This is a genomic window from Pleomorphochaeta sp. DL1XJH-081, assembly GCF_049310885.1.
Classification (GTDB): Bacteria; Spirochaetota; Spirochaetia; order Sphaerochaetales; family Sphaerochaetaceae; genus CAYZJV01.
In genome coordinates, this window is the sequence record NZ_JBMDYO010000001.1 from 117126 (window position 1) to 131957 (window position 14832).

A 14832-nucleotide genomic window follows, 5' to 3' on the forward strand; every position below is an offset into this window, starting at 1 on the left:
TCGGCATCTTTCAATTATGGAAGACTTGGAATACATGATATCGTCAATCCTCCATAACAGATTCCATCTCCCTTCGCTATATCCGTATCAGGAGTTAGTCATTCGCACGATTTTAGAAAAGGGTGGTCTATCCGGAGAACAAACAGCAGATTTAGCCCATAAGGAGCAGATCGTCGTATTACCCACCGGTAGTGGGAAAAGTGTGTGCTTTATGCTCCCTGCACTATTGCTTCCTGGCATTACCATCGTGATCTACCCACTGTTATCTTTGATGAACGACCAAGAACGTAGAATGGCAGAGATTGGTGCTGAGGCGATAATCTTGCGTGGGGGACAAACGAATCAAGAACGAGAGGTCTTATGGTATCGACTGGAAAACGATACGGTAAAGTTCATCATAACCAATCCAGAGACCATAAAGAGCCCTTCAGTGATCAATCGTTTGAAGAAGTTGGAAATCTCGCTCATGGTGATAGACGAGGTACACACCGTGACCCAATGGGGTGATGTTTTCCGTCCTGCGTACTTGGAATTGGGGAAGCTCCTGAAAACACTGGATCCACCACAGATAACAGCATTCACCGCCACAGCCTCACCAAGGATCATTAGTCGCATATCAAAGATACTATTCTCGGGAAGGATAGCCCATATCGTGAAAGGGGATCCGGATCGCCCAAATATCTCGTATAGAGTCCTCCCTTCATTGTGTAAGATCCATGAACTACAGATGTTGGTATCCTATTCCATACAGCTTCCCGCGGTAGTCTTCTGCTCCAGTAGGAAACGGTGCGAAACCTACGCATGGAAGTTGAAGGAGAGACTTGCCACCCTACCCGTTCGGTACTATCACGCTGGGTTGGATAAAAAGGAACGTGCAGCTACGGAAAGATGGTTCTTCCATGCCGAGCATGCACTGCTGGTATCCACTTCGGCATACGGCATGGGAGTCGATAAGAAGAATATAAGAACGGTCATCCACCTTGATCTATCTAGCGATGTGGAGTCTTTTCTGCAGGAATCTGGTCGCGCAGGTAGGGATGGAAATCCGGCATATTCTATTGTTCTCGTAGGTAGAGAAGATAGCGATCGGGCTAAAGTTCTCGGTAATGAAGCCCCATATACAAATCTACTTCACCTATTTGAACAGCATGAGGTCTGTCGACGGAAAGCACTTCTGGAATTGATGGGATTCCAAAATGACTCGTGTAGCGGTTGCGACGTCTGCAATCGCAAAGTCGTACCTGCAGCGGATGGAGAAGAAGAGATTGGGAGACTCTGCACAAGGTTTCCTCTCCGTTTCACCATAGAATCCTATTCCCATCTCCTCAAAGGTTCACGATCACTACGTAGTTGTCCATCCATAGATAGACAGAACCCCTATTTCGGCATATTGGGAACATGGGAGATCGAAGATATCACGGTAGCTATCCAATCGATGATCAACACAGGTCGGATCAACGTGTGCAAGGCTGTGCTGTTCAAGGGTAAGCTTTACACATCAGGTAAATCGTTTTCTCATCTTCGAAGGAATCCTAAGGTTTAGGAAACTCCATCCGATCGAAAGATATTGACAGGTTTGCATAATCGTCTTTGGATGACAGAACAGTTTGATCCTCTGTTGAAAACTATCACAAGAATGGATAAGCAACTTTGTTTGGTAGTATTGGACATAGATGGATTCAAGGATCTGAATGATGCATACGGCCATCAATTCGGGGATGACGTATTGAGGCATGTCGGCAAAACCATCCGGTAACAGCACTACTCAGGAATGGGTATCGGTTTCCTATCCTCAGCCACACTGGAATACAAATCGGTATACGAGGTGTCTCCAGGATCAGTGAGAACATTCCCACTAATCGAGTTAGTATCCTTTATCAGATATCCTAAGGTACTATTTCGACTCATATAGCCGCCCCCACCATCATTGGCGGCTGTATTACCAGTGATGGTATTATTCTTGAACGATGCGCCATCCGCTATGGATCCGAACACTCCTCCGCCGCGATAATCGACAGTATTGCCAGTAATAGTATTATCCTCAAAGACGCCACCAGGAAGCACAGATATGTGGGCGCCTCCACCAAAACCTCTATCTATATCCGAATCAACGAGATTATCAGCGATAGTGTTATTGCTAACATTGCCGTTGATATTGGGAATGGCCAATCCTCCGCCACGCCCCGAACGTTCATGTACCACTGTGACAGTATTGTCAGTAATCTCATTACCGATAACATAACCTGTTGAAGTGACGTTGGAAGCATACATTCCCCCGCCATCGGTCTTTGCTAGATTACCGTTGATGCTATTGTTGCTCACCAAACCATGGACCATTTGCATCGCTATGCCGCCACCTTCCGCAACGCTTTCATTGTTGTTTACATTATTGTGATCGATCATGGCATTGTTGATCGTGTGGACATAAAGACCACCACCATCGGCACCACTATTTCCGATAATCTTATTATAGGTGAAAAGCGCTCCAGTTCCTTCACTGTATCCACCAGTGTGGTCAAAAGTATAACCAGCATTGCTTATGAAAACTCCTCCACCGTCACTTTGGGATGAATTATCCATAATTTCATTTTGCGTTACGACCGCTCCTGGGTACATATTACTGATATTCAGTCCTCCACCATGAAATTGAGCACTATTGCCCTTGATGATATTGGAGGTTATCTCTCCACCAAACATCTCAGAAACCGATATGCCTCCCCTCGGGCTATAACTGTTTTCGGGGTGTTCACTATCGGGATTGTTTTGAATGGTATTATCTGTTACCCCAGAACCTTCGTACATGGCGAAGATATGTACTCCACCTCCGTTTTTCTCCACGAGGTTATTATTGAAGCTTCCATTGAGTTCATCAATCGAGACACCATAATTTCCAGACCCCCGAATACTATTTTCTCCTACATAAGATGTAGCTGTAGTTCTTTTGATCCGGAGATTTACGTCTTTATTGTTTTCCACAATACAATCACCGATCTTGCCATCGAGATATGAGATGAAAATTCCATACTCATTGTTCTTGACAGTCGTATAGGTGATCGTTCCAGTAAAGGGCAACTCTTCATCTTCCGAGGGGTCTTTGAACCAGAGGGCATAATAGCCATTTGGCGTGTTCTCGATGGTGACATGGTCGATATCGATATCGATGCCCATCTGGTCTTCCCAAAGCGCATCGTAGCTACTATTGCGGACACCTCTGCTTGTCGGTGTTCCTCTTACGGTCAAGTCCTTCAGTACTGTATTTGGTTCAAGTTCTACAGTCCCTTCTATGATAGTGCTACCCTCTCCTGCCCCTACCACAGATAATCCTTTGCGGACTACTATCGATTCAGTGAATGTCCCGGCAGGTACGGATACGGTCGTCGTGGAGGCAGTATCTATCAACTGTTGAAGCGTCTTTCCAACCGTTATAGTCTTACTATGTCGGACAGTGAATCCACGCGGGTCGGTAGCCATCACAGAGACGGTGAAGGAATCATCGACGGGAACCGTGGTGTATCCGTGCACCACCTGAGAACTATAATCATCATCACCCGGGAGTATCTCCAACGGATCAGAGCCATCGCCGAAATCCCATTCGAACTCGGTCTGTCCATAGAGAAACGCCTCGCTTGGGACTGCAGTCAATGTGACGGTAAAGGGGACAGTGGTCGAGGAACTCTCAGCGAATATCTGAACGGTAAAATCGACAGGATCAGGATCATCTTCAAGATCTTCTGCATCGGGAAACTCATCGCCGAGATCCGCATCTTCAAAGAAATCGGGAAGACCATCGGTATCAACGGTGATTTTTTGAAGGTTTTCATCATTTACCGAAGGATCCCATGCATCGAGTATGTCTTGGAAACTTGTATCAAGGTCTGCTAAGAAGGCGTCCAATGTCTCTCCTATGAGCAGGTCATCATAATAGTCTTCCCAACGAGTATCACTCCAGTCGAATTCGGGGAAATTCCAATCATCGATATCGACATCCGGTATTGCATACTTTCCCGGTGGCAAGACACCATCTAGTACTTCAGATGCAGGTAGATCCACAGTAGCTGGAGCATCGGGACTCAGTGGTGCCTCTGATTTCTCTACCTTCCCATCTCTTATCTTGAAGTATGTTGTAGTGCCATCGGTGGCGGCTCCTACGATTCCAACGACTTTCTCTCCCGCAGAGATATCCTTAAACCCGCTCACCCCGCCTAAGGCTATGCCAACATAGGTATTGACAGCTGCCACACTCTTGAAAGCCGGTGGAATATCATTCTCATCAACCGCCAGATTGACCACACCATCACTGAAGGTAATGAATGCACTGGCATTCTCTACCACAGCCATAGCTTTTTTCCCTTTTGCCAACCACCCTACTGCGTTAGCACCGGTTGTGGTAACAGTGGAAGTCGCTGCGGCACCAGCTTGGAAAGCGCCGAGAGGTGATGCCAACGCCAATGTAGCATTCACCTTACCTGCAGTGTCCCGAACAGTCTCTAGGTACTCGATCTCCTTATCATATTCTTCTGCATCTACGATATCGATGTTCGTACGGTATTGCTCAGCAGTCTGATTCATGATGTACCGGAGTTTCTTCATGCCGACTCCAGTCTTTCTCGCGATATCTTCAAGTTTGAACGTTACACTCACATCGGGATCTATCATGATCTCGATCAAGCGTCGGGCATACCATGTATCACCCTCTTCAGCTCGTGTTGAGCGAATCATTGCCTCAAGTTTATCTGCGGAATATGTGGTTTCCAGTTCATCAAGGGCTGTCTCAAGTTCCTTACCGATGGATTCAAGGTTCTTACAGACATCATTGAATGCATCCAATTCCGCTATGGCTGCATCAACTCTTCTCTTTACTAGCGCACGATCAGTCTGTTCGAAGTCTGCATAGATTACAGAGTTTATCAACGTGGTGACGCGATTGTACCCAACGGTATATTGTAAGAGTGCACTGTGGATATCATCTTCTGTGACCCCACGATCAGCTAAAAATGTACGTGCTTCCTCCATGATTTCACCGAATTCCAAGAAGGTATTGGAATCAGCTATTGGAGGATCGTCTATTTGGGGATCGCATGCAGTAAGTGAGACAAGCAGCATTATCAGCACTATCGAAAGGCATATGCGAACGTTTATTGACCTCGATTGTTCCATGATTGTCCTCATCTTGATCATAACAAACTCGGTAACCCATTACAGCTTAACTATCGCATATTTATGTTAAATGTCAACAATTTGTCACAATTTATTCCATTAATAACAATATTTATTTATTAAGCCTCTCCTCTTGCCACCCTTCTCCCTTTAACCACTAGATGAACGAGAATCGCCATACCAATCAGACCCATACCAACTAGAGTTGCATACTCGACTGCTGGAACCGGATCGAATTCAGCCATGGTTCGTTTGGTATAGATACCGTACAACGCCCATATTCCAACAAGAGCGAACCACGGATCGCCTTTTATAATGACGATAAGGAGGTTGATCACTATCGCCACCACAATTACCGCTACAGTCCAAAAGACCTGTGAAAGCCCGAAGCGATTCCAATCCAATACGACCAACACCGATGTGACATTTGCTATCGTAGCAACGGTGATCCACCCGAAGTAGACACTGATAGGGAGCATGATTGCAATGCGATACCCTAAAGGAGCTTCTGGCTCGCGACTTCTAATATGCATTACTATGAGTGAGATGAGGAGAACGAGCATGATGAGAACTGAAAGGATCTGTAATTGCCAGTGCCATGCGAATATCCAAGCTCCATTGGCAAGGCAAGAGATGAAAAACCAGATTCCCAATGCTTCAATCGGATCGGGGAATGCAGTCTTGTTTCGCTGTCCTATCTGATAGACCACCAAGACGATTAAAAGGACATAGATTACTCCCCAAATGGCGAATGTCGTTCCCGATGGGACGAACAGATTGGGAATAGAGTCGGAAATTTCACCCGTATTCCTTCCATTCAAAGGCAAGGCATTGGCTAATGCATTCACAACCAATGTCCCTATCAATCCAATCGTATTCAAGATAACTAAAAGACTGCCAGATCTTGATTTTCCCTCCATAGGAACCCTCCACACCTGTAAATCTTACCCCTTTATGCTAAAAACGCAAGGAATTTTGCAAAAATTACTCAGATATGGGATTCCTCGTTCTTCCTATAGATGGCAGAGATCTGCTCCTTGGACAACAGTGACGAGAGTGTCCATCCGATAATCAAGATACCCGGAATATTGAATGCCAATCGGGTAATGGCAAATTGCGCTCCAAGTGCCTCCATCTCAAAAAGGAACATAGGTATCTTCGTTGTGGACCAGGCCCCGATGAATATGAGGATATTGGAGAACTTTACTCCCTTTCTCATGAATACACTTGCAATGGGGAAAGCACCATAGAGAGGTCCTGCGGCAGCACTTCCCAACAAGAAAGCTAAGAGGATACCGAGAAATCCAGAGCCTTCACCCATGAAACGCATCATAGTTTCACGGGGAACCCAGACATCGAGTAATCCAAGTAGAATGAAGACAGGAGGAATGATAAGCAACATTTCCTTAATTGTATATCCAGCCTTTTCAAAAGCACTCTTACCCAGTTCCTGGTTGAACAGAAAGAGTATCCCCATCAAAACCAATACGACAAAAAATACACGGTAACGCCTTACAATATGTTTCATAATTCACCCATCACGTATCCAATACCAAGTGCAACAACGATGGAGAACAGAAAGGCCAATGCATTTCTCAGTACTGTCAGTTTAATTCCGAAATACGTTTTCTCTATCGGGAAAGTCACAACTCCAACCATCATCAATGATGATACGAAGGCACCTATCTGCATATAACCAGCCCCTCCTTGAAGCAACATAGCAGCGGTAGGAAATGCAACAAATCCGGGAATCAAGGTCGCAGAACCGACAAGGAGAGCTAGTAGAGTACCCCATGCTCCAGAGTCCCTACCAATCAGGGATGTGATGAATTGGGGATCCATCAATGCCAAAAGGATTCCCACAAGGAGGATCACCACAAGAAAAGCTGGTAAGATATTCTCAAGAGCTTTTGTCGCCTTACGCAATGCCTGTTTCGTCTTTTTCTTATCCTTTGCAAACGATAAACCAAGTAGGCCAACCGTCAATCCATACAGAATCAATGTCCCCATAGCCACTCCTAAGACAATTTTTCCCAATGTACGGTTATCGAACCGATTCGTCTGTAACATTAGTCACATAACTGCAAAAAAAGATCCCTGGAGATATCCAGAGATCGCAAGTACATCATACACAAGATCCATTCACACTCAGTCCATGTGGAAGACTTCCTGTAATGGGATGGAAACTGGAGAAAGATCCTCATTGGTTTCCATGAGATCGGCCATGTATGCCCACCACCGTTTCACTATAACATTTGTTCCTAAATCCTGTGAGCCAGAATTGCCCTTAGTACGCTGAAAGGCGAAAAGTGATCCGCTCTCCTTATGCAAATAAATTGAATAGTCATATACCCCACTCTCAGAAAGAAGGCGTTTCAACTCAGGCCAAATCTCACAATGTCTCTTCTCGTATTCGGCTTCGCATCCTGGTTTCAATCTCATCATGAATGCTTGTCTCATATCTTTCACAACTTCACTCCTATGCTTTCGCTTGTTGTAAAACAGCCTCGGCCTGTTGTCTTCTGAGTTTTCTCTTGTTCTTATAACTATCAAGAAGCCTTGGCAACAAAACCGCAATGATCAGCAGGGTTCCTATAACGATAGTCATGATGGTTCCAGATAATTTCAACAATCCCATGCCAAATTTCAAGTAGCCTACCAGGAATGAGGCGATTACTACCCCGTACATGGTTCCTTTTCCACCAGTGATCGCCACACCCCCAAGAACAACAAGAGTGATGACCTCAAGATCCCAGTTCAATGCGATATTCGAGCGGGCACTCAGGATTCTGCTGGTTAAAAGTATCCCAGCTATTCCGGCGAATATCCCCATCAGCGTATAGTTTATAATTCTGACCTGCTTCACCTTGATTCCTGTAAAACGGGCTGCTTCAGGACTGCTTCCTATAGCATACAGTCTCCGTCCGTAAGACGTCTTGTGGAGCACGAAGCCCATGATTACTGCAAGTATGAGATAGAGTACCAATTCGAAGGGAATTATTGTTCCTGGAATGAATTGTTGTCCGAAAAATCCGAACTCGGGCGGATATGAAGTCAGAGCCCGTTCTTCCAAAGCAGCTTGTGCTATTCCCCGATAGATCGATTGTGTAGCCAAGGTAACGGCAATAGCAGGCATATTAAATCCCGTTATCAACAACCCGTTAACCATTCCTGCTGCCGCTCCGACAGCTATACCAATGAGGATCAATCCTGGAGTTCCAACACCAGATGCACTTGCGGTTCCTACTGCATATGCACAAAGGGCGATTATGCTGGCAATGGAAATATCGATATCACCACACATAATAATGAATATCATAGGAAGGGCCATAATAGCCTTTTCAGAAAACTGGAATGTAGCATTCATCAGATTGAAGTAATCGAGAAACCAAGGAGAAAGGTTTGAAAAGATAAGAACCATGAGTACGAAGATGATTCCCAAAAGGAATTCCCATTTTGTGAAGAGTTCAATAAGTCGATTCTTCCAACCGAATTCCTCTATGAGTCGCGTCTTAGCGACTAAGTCACGTTGTTCAGCCATTATCGTGCCCTCCTCTGCTCAAGGAGCTTTCGGGTCTTACGTCCATCCACGACGGTATTGATTATCAAAGCAAGGAGGACGACCATACCCTGTACTAGGGTTTGATAGAATGTTGAAAGATAGACTACGGGAAGCGCGTTGTTTAGCACGCCCAAGAAGAGTGCTCCAAGCACTACCCCAGGAATGGCTCCTGCACCTCCAGCAAAGTTGACGCCACCGAGGACACATGCTGCGACAGCCTGCATCTCAAATCCTGTAGCCATCTCATTTACAGCAGAGGCATAGCGGGCAGTCCAAAGAGAACCGGCAAAACCGAATAGTGTTCCTGAGATGACAAATACCATGAATCGGATCCTCTTCTCATTCACACCTACGAACTTGGCAGCTGTAGCATTACCACCTATAGCGTAGATTTCCCGTCCGGACCTCGTGAATCGACTGAAATAATAGGTAGCACCGATAACAATCAATGCCATCCAGATAAGGGCGCTGATTCCCAAAAATGATTGTCTGGGAAAGCCAATAAAGTTGGTAGTCATCTCATGTGCTGTTACCCAAGTTCCTCCACTGAGCACGAAGGTAAGTCCTCTATAGACGCTCATCGTTCCCAACGTGGTAATGATAGGTGGAATTTTCCCATAGGCTACGAGAGCACCGTTGATCGATCCCATGATCGCTCCGATTCCGATTCCCAAGAGGAGGATCAGAAATACGGGTACGTGTGGATAGGCCTCATTCAACATACCGCTGGCCATACCACTGAATGCAATGATTGAACCGACCGAGAGATCGATTCCATTGGAGAGGATGACGAAAAACTCACCGATTGCGACGATAGCCAAGATTGACATATCGTTTACGATGCGGCTGATATTCTCACCCGATAGGAATTTCGGTGAACGGATGACTATAGGTACCAAGATTACCAAAAGAAGAATTACCAGACTTGCTTCTCTACGGCCAAGCAAGCTTTTCACCATAGAGGATGCCGAGGTAGGCTTTTGGTTTCCTGAAAAGTTGCCTCTACGCATGTTTGACCTCCTTGGATTCTCCCAACGCGGCTCTCATTATCTCCTCTTCGTTGAAATGTGATCGTTCGAAGATCGCCGTGACATCCCCTTCATGCATAATCACTGCCTTGTCGGACATACCAAGAACTTCTGGCAACTCGCTAGAAATGAGCAGTACAGCAATTCCTTTGCTTGCCATTTCAGAGACAAATTCATGGACTGCTGCCTTTGTCGCTACATCTATTCCTTTCGTTGGTTCATCAAGAATCAGTATTCTCGGATTCGTACCTATCCATTTTGCCAATACCACCTTCTGTTGGTTTCCACCAGACAGTGTATCAGCATCCACATGCCATCCGGCTGCTCGTATCTCCATCATCTCGCCAAATTTCTTGGTAACAGCCATTTCTCGCTTTGCATTCGTAATACCAAAACGACAAAGCGAACCCAGTTGCGGCATAGTGATGTTCTTTCCAATGCTCATTGACAGGATTACTCCCTGGCGTTGACGATCTTCCGGAACGAATCCAATTCCCTGCTTCATTGCCTCATGCGGTCCTTGGGGATTGAATGGTTTTCCATCGAGGAGAATGGTTCCATCCGAACGCTTATCGATTCCGAATATAGTTCTCATCACTTCTGTGCGTCCGGCTCCAACTAGGCCAAAAAATCCAAGTATTTCTCCCTTATGAAGACTGAAGGAGACATTCTGGAATGCTCCCAATTGGCTCAGGTTCTCTACTTTCATAATTTCTTGCGCGATATGGGACTCCTTTTTCGGGAACATATGGTCAATGCTACGCCCGATCATCATTTTTATGATATCGTCGGTAGTCGTATCCTTGACATAGCCTTCACCGATATATTGTCCATCGCGGAGCACTGTGTAGTAATCGCAAATCTCGAAGATCTCCTCGAATTTGTGTGATATGAAGATGATCGCCTTTCCCTCTTCCTTTAATTGACGCACGATCCTATAGAGATCTTCAACCTCTCGAGTCGTCAATGCACTGGTAGGTTCATCCATAATCACCACTTTGGCATTCAATGAGAGAGCTTTTGCAATCTCCACCATATGACGTTGGGCGACACTGAGATTCTTCACCAAAGTATCCGGTTCAATCGCCAATTCAAGTTGAGCTAACAATTCTTGGGTCTTGGCTTTCATAGCCTTCCAATCCAATTTCCTTGTCTTAGGATGACGGAGATGATGCCCCATATAGATATTTTCAGTAACACTCAACTCCAAGAACATCGAAGCCTCCTGATGGATGGCTACGATACCCGTCTGTTGGGCATCCAGTGCATTCTTGAAGCTCAGAGGCTGCCCATCCATGGTGATGGTGCCCCCCGTAGGGAAATAGACTCCGGTCAGGATTTTGACCAAAGTCGATTTCCCAGCTCCGTTCTCACCGATCAATGCATGGACTTCGCCTGCACGTACAGTAAGGTGTACGTTGTCCAATGCTTTGATTCCAGGAAAGAACTTCGTGAGATCGCGTATAGTCAACAGCGTTTCTGCCACAGGTAATTCTCCTCTTAAATTCTCATGCCTTTACAATTCAGCATCTGTCCATAAAGGACCCATCCTAATCTGAAGGACACTTTATGGACAGCCGACGCCCATTGGCGTCGGTTGTCAGTAAGTAAAAAGTTAAAAGTCTAGAAAATTTCTGCGTACTCTTCGATATTATCAGCATTGAAGACAAATGGTGTACCCATGACTGCAACACCCTTGTCCTCGACAGTTACCTTGCCCATTCTTCCAGCATCGAATGAAGAACCGACAGCGCCGTCAGCCTTTCCGGTGATCAATGCTTCGAGGATGTAGGTTGATGTATAGCCGAGATCGATAGGATTCCAAAGAGCCATCTGGCCAACGGTACCATCGAGGATGTATCCCTTCATCTCGGAAGGAAGTCCGAGACCAGTAACTTCTACGACACCAGATTTACCTTCGTCCTTGACTGCCTGGGCTGTTGCGAGCAGACCTACAGTGGTCGGACAAATGATAACCTTCAAGTTGGGATACTTGTTCATGAGTGCGACAGCTTCACGGTAGCTCTTATCGGGAGCATCGTCACCATAGACGACTTCGACAAGATCCATATCCGCATAATCAGCCTCTTTGATCTCTTCTTTCATCCAACGGATCCAAGCATTCTGGTTGGTTGCCTGGGCAGAAGCGGAAAGAACAGCGACATCACCCTTGTACTCTGCCAATTCGGCAGCGAGTTGGATCTGCTGACGTCCGATCAATTCCTCTTTTGAGGGTACGAGGTCAACAATACGTCCACCTTCGTTGATACCTGAATCGAAAGAGATGACCTTGATTCCGGCGGCCATCGCCTTCTTTGTAACAGGAATAAGAGCATCGGCATCGTTCGCACTGATAGCAATACCATCCACACGCTGGGCGATGAGTGTCTCGATGATCTCGATCTGGCCTTCAGCTGTTGTCTGTACTGGCCCCATATAGGTGGTATTGATATTACCTAACTCGGCAGCTGCCTCTTGGCTACCCTTGAATGTAGCATCGAAGAATCCATTTCCCATGCTCTTTACCAGGATAACGATCTCATAGGTATCCTTGGCTTTGGCCTCCTGTGCGCCTTGTGCGAACACCATGGTGCTTGCCAAGACCGCGATGAGCAAAAACACAGCAACTCTTTTCATGTGTGTACTCCTTTTCCGGTTCTTCCGGTAATTCTTATTTGTCTCCGGACCAATAATCCGGTGATCAACCTTGCATTTTCGATCGATACTGTTCTACCTCCCAAGTGCGGATAAACTGTATCTGATCGTCATCCATGAAGCGAGGTCCTCCGAAACTCTCGGTAAAGACTGACACTTTCACGGTATCTATGAACAATTCCATCGCCTGTTCGCTTGTAGCAAAAGCAGCAGTTTTTTGGACTGCAATAACTTTCGCAGGAACATGGTTCACTGCTTCGTATTCTTTCATCTTCTCCACAATAACCTTATCCGGTTGCTTTTCGGTAAATACCGATTCATCGATCCAAAGCGGTTTGAAACCACTGTAGACAATGTGGTCGGGGGTATATGCCGAAGATATGGGAGTGAACGAATTCTCATCTACAAGTCGATTCGATAGTTCTCGGTTTACGACCAGAGGATACCCGTCTTTCTCTCCAAAATGGGCCTTCATTGCTTTTTGTACAATCTCGACACGATTTTCATCGACCTTAATTTCGGTAAAGTTAGGTTTTCTGATAATTGAACGGTTCAGTTTTTCCATAATCTGGCTATAGAGCAGTTCAATCTCTTCAATAGTATCCCCTGCGACGAAGACTCCATGGTTCTGTAGGAATATAATCTTTGGAGCATGTCCGAATTGTTTCTCGTACGATGTCTGAGCTTCCCGTACGACATTTGCGAGAATATAGCCCGGATTCACCAAAGGAATCCATAACGCCTGCTCAAACAATTTCACCATCGATTCCTTACCACTTTGGCTACAGGTAAGACCATTTACCATAGCAGGGTGCATATGTACCACGAAGGTATAAGGGATGAGAGAGTGCAAAAGAGCCTCGACACTCGGTCTGGCACTCTCACCTTCACAGCGGGAGGCCATCATATCCTGCAATACGAGCTTTTCGCGCTCAGCTGGGTCGGAGGGGTAAGTTTTTCCCCAAATCGCATCTAATGCAGGCCGACTCATGGCTACAAAACCATCGCTCCCTATAGTGGACAAAGCATGTCCGGAGGCCTTCACATACATCACATCGTCAATCTTTTGCGAAGTGTTCCCCCCACCAAGCAACACAAAACGTGAATCGGACCCATACCGTCGGGAAACAGCTATCAATTCTGTAATATCATGTTTGGACATTAGATACGCTCCTTGAGTACTTCATTCTCGTATGAGGCTACTTCTTCAATAATGGCAAGATCGTCGGGTGCCGAGAATCTCTCACAATATGCTTCCCACACGGCACCGAATGGCATGGTATGCAAAGCCTCCATGAGACCCATCTTGGCATACCCTTTACCCGTAGACTCCATGTGTAACAAGGTCTCGTGAGGTTCAAGTAGAGCAAAAAGCAAGGCTTTCCTCAAAGATCGTGCGCCGGTTGCCCAGGCACCGATTCTATTGATAGAGGCATCGAAATAATCGACCCCAATGTGAGCCTGCTCCAACTTCCCACTACGTACCAGTTCCAGGGCAACCTGTCGGACTTTGTCAGTGAAGAGTACCACATGATCACTATCCCAATGCAGGGGTCTACTCACATGAAGAAGAATCTCATCTTGGAATAGAAGAATGGATGATAATTTGTCCGATACATCCTCCTCGACATGGAAATGTCCCATATCGACACATAACATCTTCCCACTATGGGCGGCATAATTCATATAGAACTCATGGCTTCCTACGACAAAAGCCTCGCTTCCAATACCGAAAAGTTTGGTTTCCACGGCATCTCTCATATGTTCACTTGGATAGGAGATACTGAAAATATCATCAAGAGAATCCTTGAGAATGCGACGATACCCAATCTTGTCTACCGTGAGGTCTTTCGCACCATCGGGAATCCAGGTATTGAGGACACAGGGAGTTCCCAACTGTTCGCCTATCCAGGCAGAAATCGCACGACAGCGTTTTGCATGCTCTATCCAAAACGCTCTCACCTTTGGATCCTTACTCGAAAGAGTATACCCTGAATCTGCCATTGGATGGCTGAAGAACGTACCATTGAAGTCGATCCCGATACCCAATTCTTTAGCCCACTCGACCCAACCTGCGAAGTGTTTCACTTCAATAGCATCGCGATCTACGAATGTATCACCGAACTCACCATAACTTGCATGCAGATTCAACCGATGAGGACCGGGAACGAGCGCATAGACTTTTTCCAAATCCTGTCTGAGCTCAGCTAGTGAACGTGCTTTGCCCGGATAATTTCCTGTCACTTGGATCCCACCCCCTGAAAGGGTGGCACTAGGCCGCTCGAATCCACCGACATCATCTCCTTGCCAACAGTGGATGGATATGGGGATATTCGCCAGACGCGCTATCGCCATGTCGGTATCGACACCAATGTTTTTATAAGCTTGTCGTGCCATCTCATATGATTTGGTTGCCATGGACTCCTCCCG

The 14832-nt window shown here is 46.0% G+C and carries 13 protein-coding genes; 2 read left to right on the top strand and 11 right to left on the bottom strand.

Annotation, left to right across the window (positions count from 1 at the left end):
• Positions 1 to 16 precede the first annotated feature (16 nt).
• Both ACODJP_RS00530 and ACODJP_RS00535 read left to right on the top strand, forming a co-directional pair.
• Positions 17 to 1543: a RecQ family ATP-dependent DNA helicase gene (locus ACODJP_RS00530; RefSeq protein WP_422477372.1), complete on the top strand. Its 1527-nt coding sequence runs from the start codon at positions 17 to 19 to the stop codon at positions 1541 to 1543.
• A gap of 24 nt (positions 1544 to 1567) precedes the next feature.
• The gene (locus ACODJP_RS00535; RefSeq protein WP_422477374.1) at positions 1568 to 1756 is read left to right on the top strand and encodes a GGDEF domain-containing protein; all 189 of its coding nucleotides are present in this window, start codon (positions 1568 to 1570) and stop codon (positions 1754 to 1756) included.
• Positions 1757 to 1761: 5 nt separating this feature from the next.
• Here ACODJP_RS00535 and ACODJP_RS00540 read toward each other — a convergent pair whose 3' ends face one another.
• The 11 genes from ACODJP_RS00540 to ACODJP_RS00590 all read right to left on the bottom strand — a co-directional run bounded on the left by ACODJP_RS00540 (position 1762) and on the right by ACODJP_RS00590 (position 14820).
• Positions 1762 to 5157 (bottom strand): hypothetical protein, encoded by a 3396-nt coding sequence (locus tag ACODJP_RS00540; protein WP_422477376.1) that lies wholly within the window; start codon positions 5155 to 5157, stop codon positions 1762 to 1764.
• A gap of 119 nt (positions 5158 to 5276) precedes the next feature.
• Positions 5277 to 6077, bottom strand: coding sequence for a tryptophan-rich sensory protein (locus ACODJP_RS00545; protein WP_422477378.1), 801 nt, complete (start codon positions 6075 to 6077; stop codon positions 5277 to 5279).
• A gap of 68 nt (positions 6078 to 6145) precedes the next feature.
• Positions 6146 to 6685, bottom strand: a complete 540-nt coding sequence (locus tag ACODJP_RS00550; RefSeq protein ID WP_422477380.1) for a permease — start codon at positions 6683 to 6685, stop codon at positions 6146 to 6148.
• Positions 6682 to 7227: a permease gene (locus ACODJP_RS00555; RefSeq protein WP_422477382.1), complete on the bottom strand. Its 546-nt coding sequence runs from the start codon at positions 7225 to 7227 to the stop codon at positions 6682 to 6684. The genes ACODJP_RS00550 and ACODJP_RS00555 overlap by 4 nt, the downstream gene beginning before the upstream one ends.
• A 78-nt stretch (positions 7228 to 7305) precedes the next feature.
• Complete coding sequence (rhaM, locus tag ACODJP_RS00560; protein ID WP_422478821.1) at positions 7306 to 7617, bottom strand: L-rhamnose mutarotase; 312 nt, start codon at positions 7615 to 7617, stop codon at positions 7306 to 7308.
• Positions 7618 to 7636: 19 nt separating this feature from the next.
• Positions 7637 to 8698: an ABC transporter permease gene (locus ACODJP_RS00565; RefSeq protein WP_422477384.1), complete on the bottom strand. Its 1062-nt coding sequence runs from the start codon at positions 8696 to 8698 to the stop codon at positions 7637 to 7639.
• Positions 8698 to 9729, bottom strand: a complete 1032-nt coding sequence (locus ACODJP_RS00570) for an ABC transporter permease (RefSeq protein ID WP_422477386.1) — start codon at positions 9727 to 9729, stop codon at positions 8698 to 8700. Before ACODJP_RS00570 ends, ACODJP_RS00565 begins: the two co-directional genes overlap by 1 nt.
• Complete coding sequence (locus tag ACODJP_RS00575; RefSeq protein ID WP_422477388.1) at positions 9722 to 11233, bottom strand: sugar ABC transporter ATP-binding protein; 1512 nt, start codon at positions 11231 to 11233, stop codon at positions 9722 to 9724. Before ACODJP_RS00575 ends, ACODJP_RS00570 begins: the two co-directional genes overlap by 8 nt.
• A gap of 137 nt (positions 11234 to 11370) precedes the next feature.
• Positions 11371 to 12384 (bottom strand): rhamnose ABC transporter substrate-binding protein, encoded by a 1014-nt coding sequence (gene rhaS / locus ACODJP_RS00580; RefSeq protein ID WP_422477390.1) that lies wholly within the window; start codon positions 12382 to 12384, stop codon positions 11371 to 11373.
• Positions 12385 to 12448: 64 nt separating this feature from the next.
• Entirely contained in the window at positions 12449 to 13564 is a 1116-nt protein-coding gene (locus ACODJP_RS00585) for a class II aldolase/adducin family protein (protein WP_422477392.1), read from the bottom strand.
• Positions 13564 to 14820: an L-rhamnose isomerase gene (locus ACODJP_RS00590; RefSeq protein ID WP_422477394.1), complete on the bottom strand. Its 1257-nt coding sequence runs from the start codon at positions 14818 to 14820 to the stop codon at positions 13564 to 13566. Before ACODJP_RS00590 ends, ACODJP_RS00585 begins: the two co-directional genes overlap by 1 nt.
• Positions 14821 to 14832: the final 12 nt, after the last annotated feature.

Excerpts from the sequence above, each read along its gene's own strand:
- ACODJP_RS00530 (WP_422477372.1), top strand. The coding sequence starts at position 17 with ATGGAAGACTTGGAATACATGATATCGTCAATCCTCCATAACAGATTC.
- ACODJP_RS00540 (WP_422477376.1), bottom strand. The coding sequence starts at position 5,157 with ATGGAACAATCGAGGTCAATAAACGTTCGCATATGCCTTTCGATAGTG.
- ACODJP_RS00545 (WP_422477378.1), bottom strand. The coding sequence starts at position 6,077 with ATGGAGGGAAAATCAAGATCTGGCAGTCTTTTAGTTATCTTGAATACG.
- ACODJP_RS00550 (WP_422477380.1), bottom strand. The coding sequence starts at position 6,685 with ATGAAACATATTGTAAGGCGTTACCGTGTATTTTTTGTCGTATTGGTT.
- ACODJP_RS00555 (WP_422477382.1), bottom strand. The coding sequence starts at position 7,227 with ATGTTACAGACGAATCGGTTCGATAACCGTACATTGGGAAAAATTGTC.
- rhaM (WP_422478821.1), bottom strand. The coding sequence starts at position 7,617 with ATGAGACAAGCATTCATGATGAGATTGAAACCAGGATGCGAAGCCGAA.
- ACODJP_RS00565 (WP_422477384.1), bottom strand. The coding sequence starts at position 8,698 with ATGGCTGAACAACGTGACTTAGTCGCTAAGACGCGACTCATAGAGGAA.
- ACODJP_RS00570 (WP_422477386.1), bottom strand. The coding sequence starts at position 9,729 with ATGCGTAGAGGCAACTTTTCAGGAAACCAAAAGCCTACCTCGGCATCC.
- rhaS (WP_422477390.1), bottom strand. The coding sequence starts at position 12,384 with ATGAAAAGAGTTGCTGTGTTTTTGCTCATCGCGGTCTTGGCAAGCACC.
- ACODJP_RS00585 (WP_422477392.1), bottom strand. The coding sequence starts at position 13,564 with ATGTCCAAACATGATATTACAGAATTGATAGCTGTTTCCCGACGGTAT.
- ACODJP_RS00590 (WP_422477394.1), bottom strand. The coding sequence starts at position 14,820 with ATGGCAACCAAATCATATGAGATGGCACGACAAGCTTATAAAAACATT.